We start from the raw sequence: 16,831 nt of genomic DNA, 5'->3' as shown, positions 1-16,831 counted from the left end.
GATAATAGACTTAGATTAGATATAGCAGAGGATCTTTAGGGGGACTAAAAGGGTGCGAAAACGAAAAGCCACTGAAAGATTATTTAAAAAAGCAATTCCGTTTTTTATAGCGGTTATCTTGCTATCAACTACATTTACGATGAATTCGGTAACATATGCACATCATGATGATAACCAATTGATTAAAACGGTATTTCATGTTTATGTGGATGGAAAGAAAATTGGAACCGTCCGTGAAAAAAGCGTAGTAGATCGTGCTGTTGAACAGCACCTCCAGAACGCAAAAGGCAAAAAAGGTGATTTTGCTTTTACATTAAACGAATCTATTGAACTAAAGCCTGAAAAAATGTTCAGACCACAGTTTGATAATGAAGCAGCAAGAGAAGCACTATCAAAAACATTGACTGTTTCATTAGAAGCTTACCGTCTAGTAATTGATGGGCAAACTGTAGCTTATGTATCAAGTGAGAAGGAAGCAGAAGATATCCTGTTAAAAATGAAACTGGAGCATGTTTCAAAAAAGGAACTGGATGCGATTGAAAAAAGTAAAGCTGAAAACAAGGAACTTGAGATACCTGAACTGCAGCCAGGTGAAAGTAAAGTTGTAGATATTGATTTTTCATCGCCAATTTTAGTTAGAAAAGCTCAAACGTCTTTAAGTGAATTGGTTTCAGTTGATGAAGCCATTACACGTATAAAGGAAGGTACGATTCAGAAAAAGAACCATACCATCCAAGAAGGCGAAACGGTAGAATCTATTACGGAAAAGTATCATCTGACAATGGAGCAATTTTTCACATTGAATCCTAGAATGGTGATGGTACCTGTCATTCGAACAGGAGATCAAGTGACCGTTACAGAGAAGAAACCTTATACACAAGTACTTGTGTATGAAGCAACTCGAACTCAAAATGAGATTCCTTTTAAAATAGAAAAACAAGAAGACGATACGCTTGAAAAGGGCGAAATCAAAACGGTTCAAAAAGGTCAAAAAGGGTTAGAGGATATTACGTTTACGGTTAGAAAATCTAACGGCAAGACAATCCAAAAAGATATTTTGAACCACGAACAAGTGAAAGCGCCTGTAACAGAGATTCAGAAGATCGGAACGAAAGTGATTCCTTCTAAAGGGACAGGCACCCTATCGTGGCCAGCAGTTGGCGGTTACATTTCCAGTCACATGGGTTCACGCTGGGGACGCCAGCACAAAGGAATGGATATAGCACGTCCATCGAATCGCTCTATTCTTGCAGCAGATAACGGAACTGTAGCGTTTGCAGGATGGGATGGAGACTACGGCAACAAAATCATCATCAACCATAATAATGGGATGAGAACAATCTATGCACATTTAAGTTCTATTTCTGTATCGACAGGAGATGTCGTTCAAAAAGGTTCTAAAATTGGTGTAATGGGTTCAACAGGGCAGTCTACAGGTGTTCACCTGCACTTTGAGGTATACAAAAACGGAGTGCTTCAAAATCCTGAAGACTATTTATAAAATAAGCGCATTGCCTCCTGGGAGAGATTTTTTTCTGGGAGGTTTTTCTTGCTTGAATTAAAAGGTTTTCCCGGTATTATGGAGAAAGTTTCACTTATGATAAAATAGTAGAGATATAGCAATTTATACAAAACTAAAATTCAAAATTCATTCAGCTATACATTAAAATAGAGTTTCCGAAAAAGGAGCGTTCCCATGGATAAGAAAATTCTCGTTGTGGATGATGAAAAACCGATTGCAGATATTCTGCAGTTTAATCTTGAAAAAGAAGGCTTCACGGTAATGTGTGCATACGATGGCATCAATGCGCTGGAAAAGGTTGAAAAAGAGAAGCCAGACATGATTCTGCTCGATATCATGCTTCCATTAAAGGATGGTATGGAAGTATGCCGTGAGATACGCAAGAAATACGATATGCCGATCATCATGCTGACTGCAAAAGATTCTGAAATAGATAAAGTACTCGGACTTGAGCTGGGGGCAGACGATTACGTGACGAAGCCCTTCAGTACACGCGAGCTGATTGCACGTGTGAAAGCGAACCTTCGCCGCCACCAGCAGGAATCTGAGCGTGAGGTAGATGAGAACAACGAAATTACAATTGGTTCTCTTACGATTCATCCTGACGCTTATATTGTTACAAAGCGCGGAGAAACGATTGAACTGACACACCGGGAGTTTGAGTTGCTTCATTATTTAGCTAAACATATCGGACAAGTCATGACGCGTGAACACTTGCTGCAGACTGTATGGGGCTACGATTATTTTGGCGATGTTCGAACCGTCGACGTAACCGTTCGCAGACTGAGGGAAAAAGTGGAAGATAATCCGAGCCATCCATTATGGATCATTACAAGACGCGGAGTGGGGTATTACCTAAGAAATCCTGATCAGGAGTAATCATCATGGATAAAGTCAATTTTTTCAAATCAATACATGTAAAGTTTGTATTGATTTATGTTTTGCTCATTTTAATCGCGATGCAGGTGATCAGTGTTTATTTTATTAACAACTTAGAGACTGACCTGCGGCAGAACTTTACGAAATCACTTTACGATAGAGTAAACTTGCTGGAGTTTAATATTGAGCAAAAAATGAAGGACGAAAAACGCTATAAAAAAACAGAAGAAGGGGAAGAATCAGATGTAACGCTTGAAGGTGATATTCAAGCGTTAATTGATGAGGAATTTGAAGAGAAAGAAGTTCAGGTCTTAAATAAAGAAGGTATTGTACTGGCAAGCAGTAATCCTAGATTACTAGGCCAGGTCAGCTTCAATCCTAAAATCAAACTGGCGCTTGAAGGGACCGTGGATGACGAGGTCATGCTGACTCCGGAAGGCGAGCGGGTCATGGTTCTTGCTAAACCGATTAAAATAGGGACTAATGGATCAACAATCGGAGCGATATATTTAGAGGCTTCGATTGAAAGCATTTTTAAACAGATACAGCGAATCAATAACATTTTAGTTACCGGTACTGTAATAGCACTTATTATTACAGGACTTCTTGGTGTTTTTTTGGCACGCACGATTACGCGTCCTATGGCAGATATGAGAAAACAGGCTCTCGTTATGGCAAGAGGTGACTTTTCCCGTCAAGTACAGCTATATGGTGATGATGAGATCGGTCAGCTTGCTATGACATTTAATAACTTAACCAAAAAGCTTCAGGAAGCGACAGCTATTACAGAGAGTGAAAGAAGAAAACTTCGTTCGGTCTTAACATATATGACAGATGGAGTAATCGCAACCGACCGGGATGGAGCGATCATTCTAATGAATGACCGTGCTGAAGAGATGCTGAACATTTCAAGACAAAACGCTCTTGGAACGTCACTTATGGAATTATTGCGGTTAAATACAAATTACACGTGGGAAGAACTCTATAACGAATATGAATCCATGCTGCTCGATTTCAGTACAGATGATCTTCATTATGTTGTCCGGGCAAACTTTTCAACCATTCAAAAAGACGATGGGCCGATTAACGGTCTGATTTGTGTATTGCATGATGTTACAGAACAAGAACAGATCGATAATGAGCGAAGAGAGTTCGTGTTTAACGTTTCGCATGAATTAAGAACACCGCTTACTACGATGAGAAGCTATCTGGAAGCTCTTGCTGATGGAGCGTGGCAGGATGACAACATTGCACCGCGCTTTTTGGAGGTTACCCAGAATGAAACAGAACGCATGATTCGCCTTGTAACCGACTTGCTCCAATTATCAAAGATGGACAGCAAAGACTATCGGTTTAATTTCCGTGAAATTGATCTAGTAGACTTCTTGAATGGTATTATTGACCGGTTTGAGATGCTTGAAAAAGAGAACATTGAATTATCCCGCTCTCTTCCTGAAGGAGTGATTCCTGTACAGATGGATACGGATAAAATGACTCAGGTGCTTGATAATATCATTTCTAATGCAATGAAATATTCTCCGGAAGGCGGAACCATAGCGTTTACTGTTTCTATAATTGGTAGGAAAGTGAAGGTAAGTATTTCTGATCAGGGAGTAGGGATTCCAAAGAATAACGTGTCTAAAATTTTTGATCGCTTTTTCCGTGTCGATCGCGCCCGTTCCAGAGATATTGGAGGAACTGGACTCGGTCTTGCTATTGCAAAAGAAATCGTTCTTGCGCATGGTGGAGACATTTGGGCTGAAAGTGAATGGGGACAGGGAACGACTATACATTTTACTCTTCCTTTAAGAAAAGTTAGGGAGGGTCAGCAATGAACTGGGTAAAATGGATTACACATGCCAGAAAAATAATTACTGCTTTCCGTGAGAACTATGAACTTATTAAATCGATTACATTAACTTCTCTGATTTTATTAAGTCTTGTGCTTACTTGGAGTCTATGGACGTTTAAACCGAGCCATCCTTTAATAGAGGATGCCAGAACAATAAAAAAGCAGGAAGTTGATGATCCTGCCGAAACGAAAGAGGTAGTCAACCCAACTCAGGTTATTTATCATAAAGGCAACAAACTTTTTGGGATAGAAGCCAATGATACAATTGAAGAATTCCATAATCATTTGAACGAAACAAATTTCACCATCGAACCGGGTCTAAAAAACCACATGTCATTTGATCCCGAAGAAATCCTCTTTAGAGGCGATCCTTATGTCGAAGTGGTATACCCTGTAAGAATGACACAGGAAATCTATAAAGATGTATTTTCTTTTGAGTCTGAAATTATGACAAACAAACCACAATTTGTAGATAGAATTTTTCTTTATCAAAATGAAAAAACAAGTAATATCGAAGGATATTTAGTTTCCTATCACTCAAAGAAGATGCAAAAGATAAAGGCATCTAATAATAATTTACTTCCTTTAATAAAAGGCATGGATGACATGGTTACCAATGGCAGACTGGTTCCTTATATTGCTTATGATATTGAACAGCGGTCAGATGATGCCAGGAATGAAATACAGCGACGCTTCTACTTGCCGAAAAATAATCTTAAGCTGAAAAGCTATAACTTTATTTCAAATACTACAAATGAAGATACTTATGAAATGTATAAGCAGGCACTCTTTAAGGATCCTCAAGCTGTAAAGAGTGCAACGAGCGATAATGAAATTACTTATGCAGATGGAACTGCTGCAATGGTGGTTAATAAACTGCGGAACCGTTTTGAGTATACAAACTTTGCTGGATCCGCAAATCCGAACTCAAGACAGATTTCGCCGCTCTTTCAATCAATTGAGTATATTAATACACATGCTGGCTGGGGAAATCCGTATATAATATCAAATTTAGAAACCAATACAACTGACTTCTGGCTGTTTGTCGAAAACCTGCCCGTACTCGAACATGATATACAGATGAGTTTGACATGGGATAAAGGTGAGCTGCAGAAGTATGAACGTTCTTTAGTTCAACTCGATTTAAGTGCTTCTTCGTTAACTGAAGAAATTACGCTACAATCTGGAGAAGCAGTTGTAAGAGAACTGAAAGAATCGGATTATAACGGAAATTACATTATGGATCTTCGTATTGGATATACCATGAGAAAACGGGGATCTCACTTCTATGTGCTCGAACCAAAGTGGTTTTTTAATTATGGTATTAATTATGAAACATATGGATGGCAGCCATTGTTTAAAGAAGACAGAGAGGAAGGATTTTAATTGGATTGGAAGAAAACAAAAAGCATTTTTATCCTTACCTTTCTTGTCTTAAACTTATTTTTGGGATACCAGCTCTATCAAAAGAATGATATTAATAATATCGCTAGACTTTCTGAACAGCCTTTAGAAGAAAGGCTCGCGATTAATAAGATTGCTTATGAGGATAAAATTCCAAAATACAAACCCGAACAAACCTTAATTAGTGCACAACGCTACAAATTTACCGAAGAAGAGCAAGAACTCGGTTCAAAAGATATTTCACTTGTTGAAGATGAAAGCACAGATATTACACTAGTTTATAAGTTGAAAAAACCTATGGAGTTGCCAAAAAAAGATACAAAAGACCTTATTGATGAATTAACAAAATTCTTAGAGGAAAATGTTACTCGCGGCAAAGAGTATAAGTATTATAAATGGGACAACGAAAACAATATTATTTGGTTTAACCAGATTTATTTAGAGAAACCCATATTTTATAATGCTGCTAATTTTGAAAAGTTGGAAGGATCAAATTTAGATTATAAAACACCTAATGGCATGATAAAATTTAAACTCGACGACAAAGGGAATTTAACGGAGTTTACACAAACCTATTTAGGTATTATGCGCCAAGGAGCTTACCAAGAAATTATCACTCCCAAACAAGCTTTGGGACGGTTACTAGACACTGGTGATGTTGAAAAAGGCAATAAAATTAAAGATATTACACTGGGATATTACAGTCTAGTAGGTGTGGGGGATCTTCAAGTTTATGCGCCAACCTGGTTTATCGAAACAGAAAACGGACAATTCCTGGTTAATGCAACTGACAGTTCCATTCAAGTCTTAACCGAAAAAGAGGAATAGAAAGGAACATGCGGTTATGAGTTTGAAATTTAGCGTCCTCGCAAGCGGGAGCTCGGGGAATGCGGTTTACGTAGAAACAGAGAAAACAAGACTGCTTGTTGATGCAGGTCTTAGCGCCAAGCAGATACAGATCCTTTTCGAAAAAGCTGCTTGCGGGGAAGTAGGCGATATCGACGGGATCTTAGTCACTCATGAACATAGCGACCATATAAAAGGACTGGGTGTCCTCGCTCGAAAGTTCAAGATTCCAATATATGCCAATAAAAATACGTGGAATGCGATGAACGGTTTAATTGGAGAAGTGAATACGGAACAGAAGTTTGAGTTTGAGATGGATACGGTTAAAACGTTTAATGATCTTGAAGTAGAGTCATTTGGCGTGTCTCATGACGCCGCAGAGCCGATGTTCTATGTATTCCATCATAATGGCAGGAAGCTTGCTCTTATGACGGATACTGGCTATGTGAGCGACCGTATGAAAGGCATCATCCGTGACAGTCATTCTCTTGTTATTGAATCCAACCATGATATCAATATGCTTATGATGGGGAGATACCCTTGGAACATTAAGCGCCGTATTTTAGGGGACCATGGACATATCTCGAACGAAGATTGCGGACATGCTCTTGCCGATGTAATTGGTGACGGCACGAAACATATATATTTAGCTCATCTCAGCAAAGATAACAACATGAAAGACATCGCCCGTCTTGCGGTTGAACAAACGCTTAAAACATATGATATCTCAACAGGAGATCAAGTCATTTTGCATGATACAGACGCAAGTCAGCCTACAAAGCTGGCAGTCGTTTAATCAACTTACTTGTTTAAAGTAAACCGTTTCAGGAAATAACAATAAGTGTGGGAAATTATGAAAAATAACCCAAAATGTCCAAATTTTAAGGACTTATTACTTATAATGGGTTATGAATTCGAACACTTCATTGTTGAAAGGAACGGTGATGACTTACATGGGTTATTATGATGGAGATCATGAATCCTCATCTCGACAAAAGGGAAACCGTGGAGGAAAGTTTCTACCAGCTTTGCTAGGAGCGATTCTGGGCGGTTTGCTTGTATTATTTACAGTCCCTGCTTTGGGTGGCGCGGGTTTGCTGCCGGATAACTTATATCCTTCAAATGGAGAAGAAAACGGCTTAGGCGGGGACGAAAATGCGATTGAAAAGAACGTGGATGTTGATCTTACTACAAACGTAACCGATGCCGTAGATAAAGCATCTGATGCAGTGGTAGAAGTAGTCAATATTCAACAAACCGATTTTTGGAGCCAGCAGCCAGCAGGAACAGGGTCAGGAGTTATTTATAAAAAAGAAGGCGATAAAGCCTACGTTGTAACGAACGATCATGTAGTAGCAGATGCCAGCCAAATTGAAATCACTTTAAGTAATGGAACGAAACTTAAAGGGACGCTTCGCGGTACAGATCCCTTAATGGACTTAGCGGTGGTAGAAATCGACGGAAGTAAAATTAAGGATGTAGCTGAATTTGGTGTATCTGGAGACTTAAAACGCGGGGAGCCTGCTATTGCAATTGGAAACCCGTTAGGTAACTTTCCGGGCTCAGTGACACAAGGAATCGTTTCAAGTGCAGACCGTTCTATCCCGGTTGACCTTGATCAAGATGGCAACCCGGATTGGCAAGCAGAAGTTATTCAGACTGATGCGGCCATTAATCCTGGAAACAGCGGTGGAGCTCTTATCAATATAGCAGGCCAGGTAATTGGAATTAATTCATCTAAAATTGCTCAGCAAGAAGTAGAAGGAATAGGGTTTGCGATTCCTTCAGATGTAGCAAGACCCATAATTGAAGATCTAGAAAAGTATGGAGAGGTGCGAAGACCATTTTTAGGAGTAAATATCATTCCTCTCTCTCAGGTAAATACTTACCATCGTGAACAGACCTTAAAGATTCCAGACAGTGTAAAGGGTGGAATCGTAGTAATGGAAATCACACCTACATCGCCAGCTGCACGTGCAGGCATTAAAGAAATGGATGTTATCGTTGAAATGGGGGGCGAAAGGATCAATGATCCTATCGCACTTCGTAAATTCCTTTACACGAAGACTAAAATCGGTGAAGAGGTTGAATTAGTCTATTATCGCGAAGGCAAAAAGAGAACGACAAAAGTAGAATTAGGCAAACAAACATAAATTTGAATGAACAGGGGGACATCAATCCTCCTGTTTTTATTTTGAATAGAACATTCCACATGTGGACAACTTTTTACATATATATCGGTTTACATATGAAAGAGATTTCGTTAGTGTTAAAAGAGAATTGTGGATAAGTAAGGAGAATACGAGAATGAAGATAATATGCTGCAAAGAGCATGCTGAGCTTGCGATTGACGTTATTGTGGATGAGTTTGAAGCAGCACCAGTTGTGGAGTTACTAACAGGAAAAGGCGAGTTATCAACAACCTGTGAATATTGTGATGAACCAGGTGCATATAAAGTATCGAACATATGAGCGCCTACAATATATGGGCTAAAATGTGCATATGTGGATAAGTTTTGGGGATAACTTATTGCGAAAAGGAGTTTTCAACAAGTGAATATATCAATTGTTTCTGTAGGGAAACTAAAGGAAAAATACTTAAAGCAGGGAATAGACGAATATTTAAAGAGGCTTGGGCCTTATGCTAAGATAGATATTATAGAAGTTCCAGATGAAAAAGCACCTGAAACGTTAAGTGATCAAGAAATGGTCATAGTAAAAAATGCAGAAGGTGAACGGATTTTAGCAAAAATTGGACAAGATGTGCATGTCATTGCCATGGCGATAGAGGGAAAAGCAATATCTTCAGAAGATCTGGCGGAAAATCTAGATAAACTGGCAACGTACGGAAAAAGTAAAGTCGCTTTTGTTATTGGTGGTTCATTAGGCTTAAGTGAAGCAGTTATGAAGCGGGCGAATGAAAAGATCTCTTTTGGGAAGATTACATATCCGCATCAGCTGATGAAACTGGTTTTGATCGAACAAATTTACCGTGCTTTCCGGATAAATAGAAATGAACCTTATCATAAGTAAATGAGGTTCTTAAATAATTTCATTCTAGCGTTAATAAAACCAACATTTTTATAATGGGAAATTGAAACCCACAGCATCCATCACGATAGAATAATTTATCAAGAACCAGGCACTTACAAAAAATTTTCGTCATATATAGTTGATATCCGTTCGGATTTGATGAGGAGGATATCATGCAACCTATGTTACCTATGGAAAAATATTTTGGGCAGTTTGAACTGGTGCATGCTTTTTATGGGGCTATGCCTACAGGTGTCAGCGTTTCCGAAACCGGTCGTATTTTTGTTTGTTTTCCGAAATGGGGAGACGACGTTCAATTTGCTGTGGCGGAAATTGTTGAGGGTGAATTGCAGCCTTATCCCAGTTTAGAAACCAATTTGGTTAATATTGGTAATATTACAATGTCTTTCGTCAGTGTCCAAAGTATCGTTGCTGATGGAAGAGGAACACTTTGGGTACTAGATACAGGGGCAACAAATTTTTCTGAACCTATTCAAGGGGGAGCAAAATTAGTTGCTGTTGATTTAAGCACGAATACAATAAGGAGAGTATATACCTTTACAGAAGATGTTGTCTTGCCAACAACTTATCTGAATGATGTCCGTTTGGATTTTCGGGTTGGAAGAGCAGGCTATGCATATATTACGGATTCTTCTTCAAGAGGGCCAGGGGCTATTATCGTCGTAGATTTAGAAAATGGGGACGCGTTTAGACGGTTAAATGGGGCAAAATCAACTTCACCTGATCCCTATTTTTTACCGAAAGTAGAAGGTAAAATTTTGATGAATCGAAACCCGGACGGCTCGACTTTCCCATTTAGATTGGCTTCCGATAGTTTAGCGATTTCTCCTGATGGAAAGGTTTTATTTTATGCTCCGCTAACCAGCCGTCAACTGTTCTCAATCTCAACAGTAGCCCTAAGAGACAGAAGGATACAGGACATGAATTTATCCCAATATGTGCAGTATTGGGGGGAAAAAGGTGCGTCTGATGGAATGATCACCGGCGCAAAAGGAACCGTTTATGCGGGAGACTATGAAAACAACAGTATCCGGAAGATATTACCAAATGGCGCAATGGAAACCATCGCACATGACCCGAGAATTTTATCTTATATGTCATTGTGAATCAATTACATCGGCAGGCGAGATTTCATTATGGAAGAGACCTGCGGGAAAAACCATATAGTTTACTTCGTATGAGAATTGATGAATTCCCTGCTCCTACCTTTTCATAATAATCTTAAACGAAGGTAGCTATCCCTCATCAGGGAGCTGCCTTTTTTGTCAGTTAAAATTATATTTTTGTAAAATTGTCATTTAGATACACTACGGACAACCTTATCACAAGTAATGGCACACCAATCCTTTAACACGTGTAAAAAACCGAGTGAAGGCCTTGGTTTTTGTGTGTTCTTAAGCCTAGTGGAAAGACTTCTCATTTTTTTACGTGCTTAAATCGTTTATAATTTCAGATAATACTAGATATTTTTATCTATAAATAATTATAATAGACTATGTATGGTTTTTAATTTTGACAGAAAAGGTATGTTCCTAGAAGGCATCTTGCTTTTTGTGCTACCTAAGCAGGAGCGCCTGCTCTTTTTTTCAAATATAGGCGACAAGGAAGGTAATTATGAGCAGCGTACAGAAAATAACAGACGTTATCTTAATTGGTGCCGGAGTCATGAGCGCGACTTTGGGATCATTACTGAAAGAGTTAGCACCAGAATGGGAAATCAAAGTGTTTGAGAAACTCGCAAACGCAGGAGAAGAAAGCTCTAACGAATGGAATAATGCGGGTACGGGGCATGCTGCACTATGCGAGCTTAACTACACAAGCGAAAAACCGGACGGATCTATAGATATTAGTAAAGCTGTAAAAGTTAATGAACAGTTTCAGCTTTCAAGACAGTTTTGGTCATATCTTGTAAACAGCAATCTGATTCGTAATCCGGAAGATTTTATCATGCCATTACCTCATATAAGTTTAGTGCAAGGAGAAGAAAATATAGCATTTTTGAAAAAACGTTTTAAAGCGCTTTCAAACAATCCCTTGTTTCAAGGGATTGAATTTACCAATGACCCTGAGAAACTGATAGAATGGCTTCCGCTTATCATGGAAGGACGTACATTAAATGAACCAATTGCGGCAACAAAAATCGATTCGGGAACGGATGTCAACTTTGGTGCATTAACCCGCATGTTGTTCGACCACTTAAAGAGTGAGAACGTCGAGATCAACTACAAGCATAGTGTTATGGATATTAAACGTACCAGCGACGGCTTGTGGGAAGTGAAAGTGAATGATATCAATAGTGGTAAAATCGAATGCCATACTGCAAGATTTGTCTTTATCGGGGCTGGGGGCGCAAGCTTGCCTATACTGCAAAAAACCGGTATTCCTGAGTCAAAACACATTGGAGGATTCCCGGTAAGCGGACTATTTTTGGTATGTAACAATCCAGAGGTTGTCGCACAGCATCATGCAAAAGTGTACGGTAAGGCTAAGGTCGGTGCTCCTCCAATGTCTGTACCGCATTTAGATACAAGATATATCGACAACCAAAAAACTTTGCTGTTTGGCCCATTTGCCGGCTTCTCACCAAAGTTCTTGAAAACCGGTTCGAATTTTGATTTGATCGGTTCCGTAAAACCGAATAATCTCTTTACTATGCTGGCGGCAGGTGTAAAAGAGATGGGACTTACAAAATACCTGATCCAGCAAGTACTGTTATCGAATGAAAAGAGAATGGAAGAATTGCGCGAGTTTATTCCGAACGCTAAAAGCGAGGATTGGGAGATAGTGGTAGCGGGCCAACGTGTACAAGTTATTAAAGATACTGATGCCGGCGGTAAAGGAACTCTTCAATTTGGTACGGAAGTTGTTAGTGCCGCTGATGGGTCGATAGCTGCATTACTCGGCGCTTCTCCGGGTGCTTCTACTGCCGTTCACGTTATGCTTGAAGTATTAGAAAAATGCTTCCCGCAGTATATGCATGAGTGGGAACCGAAAATAAAAGAAATGATTCCTTCTTATGGTGTATCACTAGTGGATAACCCAGAGCTTTTCCAAGAGATTCATTCTTCAACAGGGCAGACGCTTGGACTTAGCGAAAAAGAACTGGTCTATAGTTAATTCTTTGATTGAAGGTTCTTTTTTCAAAAATCTTAGTTAGTAAGCCAACGATTCAATCACAGGGGCGAGAAGATTCTTTCTCGTCTTTTTTTATTAATGAAAAGAAATGGTGTTACAATAAAATGAAGATAAGGGGGACCAAAATGTCTAACTTGCCTAACTGACCAAAATGCAATTCTGAATACACATACGAAGATGGAAGTCTCTTTGTTTGTCCGGAATGTGCTTATGAATGGTCACAAGAAAACGAAAGCAACGACGATGCTAAAGTTATTAAAGATTCTAATGGAAATGTCTTAAGCGATGGAGATACAGTAACTGTAATCAAGGACCTTAAAGTAAAAGGAACATCATCGGTTATTAAAATTGGTACAAAAGTAAAAGGCATCCGTCTTGTAGAAGGTGATCATGATATTGACTGCAAGATCGATGGGTTTGGTGCAATGAAATTAAAATCCGAATTTGTTTAAAAAGTATAATAGAAAATAAAGGGAAAATTAAGAAAGCTCCAACTATCCTGCTGGAGCTTAAATCATAAAGCTTCTGAAATTAAGCTTTTGTAATAAAGCACGGATAACATACCGAATACAGAGTAGAGAACTGTATAAATAACCATAACCACTACTATAGATGTCCATACTTCAGCCCCAAATAGAAACCAGCCAGATTGAACGGCGAAATAACTATGAAGCCGTCCGATCACTAATGGTATTCCGAAAACATCTTTTAAAAGATGTCCTACTTTACGATTGCTTTTGCACTTCACTCATGAAAGCATGTGTATGATCTTCCGTATCTTTAAAGAACGCCATCCATATTTCTGTTTGTTCCATTTTACCAACAATATGAGGTTTATCTATAAAGGATACACCTTTTTCTTTTAATTCATGGTAGGTTTTTGTGAGGTCTTCTACTTGGAAATAGATAACTGAGCTTGATTGCGCAAACTCTTCTTTTTCCGGAAGGCTCAGTAATATCCGGACACTATCACATTGTAGAAGGGCGAGTCTGTCTGTATGAAAAAGAAGCTGCAATCCAAGTTTGTCTCTGTAAAATTCAAGTGCCCGCTCCAGATTCTGAACAGGTACACCGATTTGACCAACCTTTTGAATAACTTTTGTTTGAGTTGTCATGAGTAATCTCCCCTTTAAAATGTTTTACTAAAATGATCATAATCTATTAAACTAATTCATTCTTATCCAATATCACCTTTTTTCGAAATTGAAGGGGAGAAGTACCCGTATGCTGTTTAAACCATTTACTAAAGGAGACAGGGTTATTCAAACCAACTTCAAATGTAATATCTGTCATGCTGTAATCAAAATTTTTTAAGAGTAAAAATGCTTTTTGAATCCTAAGTTCCGTGATGTGCTGGTATGGAGTTTTGTTGTATATCTTTGCGTAATTTCGAAGCAGGTGGTTAGTTGATAAGCTAGCAGCCTTGGCGATATTATCAAGTGTTATTTGCTTATTATAATAAGCTCGAATATAATCATGCGCGGTGATGATCCTCTTATAGATTTCATTTCGGGTGGAACTTCGCAGAGCATCAAGAGAATCAACTTCCTTTAATGTTTTCATATGTTCAAATAAAATAGACTGCATAATAGCATGAAACTGTTGCTCCTGCCAAAGTGAATCGTTGTCGGCAGAGCGCTGTTTAAACATCTGAATCTGGTGAGAGATTGTGTTACTTTGATTATACGTTTTTTCAAAAAAACCGATAGAGCTTGTTTCTTTAAACGGGTCAGACAGCAATTGATCTGAGGACTCGTTTAACCCACGATAAATTTCCTCGCTGAACCCTTCTTTAAAAAAAATGCAAAAAGATTCAACCTCGGTTTCATCATCGATTGTTATTGCGTAGGGGCCGTTATTAAGCAGGAGGTATCTGCTTTCTTCAACTGCATAATATCCTTTAGTGGTTTTATAATGCGCTTTTCCATTGGAAAAGGTTTTGATTGAAAGCTGGCCGTTTCCTTCCCAGTGGAACTGGCTGCTTTTAGCATGCAATATAAAATTAGATGAGCTATCTCCCATAGTATCGTCTCCCGCAAAAATGATTGTCTAATAGGTAAATTATACATAATAGAGATAGGTATTGAGAATAATCTCAATTTGCAAACAGGTGATAAAAATGAATGAGAGACAAATAACAACACTCCGAATGCTGTTAAATCAGGCTGGAAAGCATTTGCTAGTACAAGATATAGCTGATAAATTAGGCTGCTCTGAAAAAACCGTTCGGAGTGATTTGAAAGAAATAGAAAAATATCTTGCAGAGAATTCACAAGCAATTTTAATACGCAAACCAGGATTGGGAGTATATCTGGAAATGAGCGAAGAAGATCATGCTAAGCTTTTTGATAGGTTAAACCTTGCTGAAGCTTCTGAAAAACTACCGGCTGATGAAGAGAGGGCAATCCAGATAGCATATCATCTTTTGATGAACAGTAAGCCTATAACCGTTCAAGAACTATCTGAGAGATACTTTCTAAATAAAGCAGTCGTAAAACAAGATTTAAATTATTTAGAAAAGTGGATGGATAAATACAGTATAAAACTGATCACGAAGCAAAATGTCGGTTTAATCGCTGAGGGAACTGAAAGGAATAAGAGAGTTGCGTTAGCTCGTATATCAGAGCTGCTCACAAACCGGGAACTTAACAATTCCTTTATTCAACAGCAGTTTTCTGCACATGAGATTGAAATAGTAAAAAAAGAATTAAACAACATTCAAAAAAGGCATTCTCTATTTTTTACGGATGAAGCAAGGGAGGGATTGACTGCTCACATTCTTCTAATGATAAAAAGAACTAAATTAAAACAATCTATTTCGATGTCAAGCGATGAAATCTCTAACGTAACAAATAAAAAAGAATATAAATGGGCTCAAGAATGTTTATTAAAACTTGAACAATACTTTTCAATGAAATTTCCTGATGAAGAATTTGCTTATTTAACGCTGCATTTATTAGGCGGAAAGTTTCGTGATTACCGGACTGAGGGAGATACAGAACAAAATCCTTTTCTTGATCAGGTCACTCAGGAATTAGTTATTAAACTGTCAGAGTTATGTATGGTTGATTTTCAAAATGATACAGCATTAAAAGAAGGATTGCAGATACATTTGTATACAACTTTAAACCGGTTGAAATATGGGCTTTCCGTATCAAATCCAATGCTTCAAGACATTAAGAAGCTTTACCCGTATATGTTCGATATGGTGATTCATGTTTTAGAAGAAGTGAACCAGATACACTCTTTAGATATCCCAGAAGAGGAAGCAGGCTATTTAACACTTCACTTTCAGGCATCGATCGAACGGCTAAAAGGTAAAAGAGGCAAAACAAAAAATATACTTATCGTATGCCATATGGGTGTTGGAATGTCTAGGCTTTTAAGAACAAAAATCGAACAAAATTTCCATTCTGTCCATGTAGCAGGAAGTATAGCAAGAGCTGATTTAGCTTCTTTTTTAGAGAAAGAGAATGTAGATCTCGTAATAAGTACAGTCTCTTTGCCAGAGAGCGAGGTACCTCATATTGTTGTGTCGCCCCTATTAACAGCTACGGATGAAAAGAGGCTTCAGGAGTTTATTAAAAAGCTGGAAAATCCAGAGGAAAATGACTTTAAAGAATCAGTTTTATTAAAATATACGACACCCTTTTTAGTCTTTTTAAAAGAGGAATACACCAGTAAATATGAATTAATAGAAAAACTGGCAAACACACTCTATAAAAAGGGGTATGCCGAAAAAGAGTATTCACAAAATGCAATTCTACGGGAAAAAATGTCGGCTACTTCAATTGGGTCTTCAATTGCTATACCTCATGGACATCCGAGCTTCATTAAGCATTCAGCTATTGCAGTCGCAACATTAAAAAATCCGATAGATTGGGGATCTGAAAAAGTTTCTATCGTGTTTATGCTTGCAATTAAAAACGATAATAAGTTTGATACTCAGCAATTGTTCCGGGAGATCTCCTATTTGTCCTCACAGCCTGCGGCGATTCAAAAATTAGTAGAGGAAAATGAAATAGTAAAGTTCTTATCCCATTATCGGCAAGTAATTGAAGACAAATAATTCATTTTTACCGAAGCTCCGGAAAAAATTTAAACTTTTTATATTAAATTTTCATTGTATATTGTTTGTA

General features: G+C 38.3%; 13 protein-coding genes and 3 pseudogenes. 13 read left to right on the top strand and 3 right to left on the bottom strand.

The annotated features are described in order from the left end of the window. Nucleotides 1-52 precede the first annotated feature (52 nt). The 12 genes and pseudogenes from M3196_RS22105 (at nucleotide 53) to M3196_RS09860 (ending at nucleotide 13,144) form a co-directional block, all read left to right on the top strand. Entirely contained in the window at nucleotides 53-1,501 is a 1,449-nt protein-coding gene (locus tag M3196_RS22105) for a peptidoglycan DD-metalloendopeptidase family protein (RefSeq protein ID WP_251322118.1), read from the top strand. 195 nt (nucleotides 1,502-1,696) lie between these two features. Further along, nucleotides 1,697-2,401, top strand: coding sequence for a response regulator YycF (gene yycF, locus M3196_RS09910; protein ID WP_077360970.1), 705 nt, complete (start codon nucleotides 1,697-1,699; stop codon nucleotides 2,399-2,401). Nucleotides 2,402-2,406: 5 nt separating this feature from the next. After that, the gene (walK, locus tag M3196_RS09905) at nucleotides 2,407-4,236 is read left to right on the top strand and encodes a cell wall metabolism sensor histidine kinase WalK (RefSeq protein ID WP_251322117.1); all 1,830 of its coding nucleotides are present in this window, start codon (nucleotides 2,407-2,409) and stop codon (nucleotides 4,234-4,236) included. Next, complete coding sequence (locus M3196_RS09900; protein ID WP_251322116.1) at nucleotides 4,233-5,639, top strand: YycH family regulatory protein; 1,407 nt, start codon at nucleotides 4,233-4,235, stop codon at nucleotides 5,637-5,639. Before walK ends, M3196_RS09900 begins: the two co-directional genes overlap by 4 nt. Beyond that, a complete protein-coding gene (locus tag M3196_RS09895) occupies nucleotides 5,640-6,485 on the top strand; it encodes a two-component system regulatory protein YycI (protein WP_251322115.1) in 846 nt (281 codons plus the stop codon). It begins immediately after the preceding gene. A 16-nt stretch (nucleotides 6,486-6,501) separates the two neighbouring features. Next, complete coding sequence (locus M3196_RS09890) at nucleotides 6,502-7,299, top strand: MBL fold metallo-hydrolase (RefSeq protein WP_251322114.1); 798 nt, start codon at nucleotides 6,502-6,504, stop codon at nucleotides 7,297-7,299. A gap of 157 nt (nucleotides 7,300-7,456) precedes the next feature. Continuing rightward, entirely contained in the window at nucleotides 7,457-8,656 is a 1,200-nt protein-coding gene (locus tag M3196_RS09885; protein WP_251322113.1) for a S1C family serine protease, read from the top strand. Between the two features lie 154 nt (nucleotides 8,657-8,810). Further along, nucleotides 8,811-8,975, top strand: coding sequence for a CxxH/CxxC protein (locus tag M3196_RS09880; RefSeq protein WP_251322112.1), 165 nt, complete (start codon nucleotides 8,811-8,813; stop codon nucleotides 8,973-8,975). 81 nt (nucleotides 8,976-9,056) lie between these two features. Continuing rightward, nucleotides 9,057-9,536: a 23S rRNA (pseudouridine(1915)-N(3))-methyltransferase RlmH gene (rlmH, locus tag M3196_RS09875; RefSeq protein WP_251322111.1), complete on the top strand. Its 480-nt coding sequence runs from the start codon at nucleotides 9,057-9,059 to the stop codon at nucleotides 9,534-9,536. 173 nt (nucleotides 9,537-9,709) lie between these two features. Beyond that, nucleotides 9,710-10,773 (top strand): annotated as a pseudogene (locus tag M3196_RS09870) (L-dopachrome tautomerase-related protein). Nucleotides 10,774-11,171: 398 nt separating this feature from the next. After that, complete coding sequence (gene mqo, locus M3196_RS09865; protein ID WP_251322110.1) at nucleotides 11,172-12,674, top strand: malate dehydrogenase (quinone); 1,503 nt, start codon at nucleotides 11,172-11,174, stop codon at nucleotides 12,672-12,674. Nucleotides 12,675-12,817: 143 nt separating this feature from the next. Continuing rightward, nucleotides 12,818-13,144: pseudogene (locus M3196_RS09860) on the top strand (zinc ribbon domain-containing protein YjdM). Between the two features lie 62 nt (nucleotides 13,145-13,206). On the opposite strand, the pseudogene M3196_RS09855 reads toward M3196_RS09860, so the two are convergent. The 3 genes and pseudogenes from M3196_RS09855 to M3196_RS09845 form a co-directional block, all read right to left on the bottom strand. Further along, a pseudogene (locus M3196_RS09855) lies at nucleotides 13,207-13,413 on the bottom strand (bacitracin ABC transporter permease); the annotation flags it as partial. 4 nt (nucleotides 13,414-13,417) lie between these two features. After that, nucleotides 13,418-13,807 carry a VOC family protein gene (locus M3196_RS09850; RefSeq protein WP_251322109.1) on the bottom strand — a complete coding sequence of 130 codons (390 nt, stop codon included), beginning with the start codon at nucleotides 13,805-13,807 and terminating at the stop codon, nucleotides 13,418-13,420. Between the two features lie 46 nt (nucleotides 13,808-13,853). Then, complete coding sequence (locus tag M3196_RS09845) at nucleotides 13,854-14,714, bottom strand: helix-turn-helix domain-containing protein (protein ID WP_251322108.1); 861 nt, start codon at nucleotides 14,712-14,714, stop codon at nucleotides 13,854-13,856. A gap of 97 nt (nucleotides 14,715-14,811) precedes the next feature. On the opposite strand from M3196_RS09845, the gene M3196_RS09840 reads away from it, so the two are divergent. Further along, nucleotides 14,812-16,761 (top strand): BglG family transcription antiterminator, encoded by a 1,950-nt coding sequence (locus M3196_RS09840; protein WP_276531317.1) that lies wholly within the window; start codon nucleotides 14,812-14,814, stop codon nucleotides 16,759-16,761. Nucleotides 16,762-16,831: the final 70 nt, after the last annotated feature.

The sequence above is a fragment of the Fictibacillus nanhaiensis genome (assembly GCF_023715445.1).
GTDB lineage: Bacteria > Bacillota > Bacilli > Bacillales > Fictibacillaceae > Fictibacillus > Fictibacillus nanhaiensis_D.
This window is presented reverse-complemented; position numbering and strand designations above follow the sequence as displayed.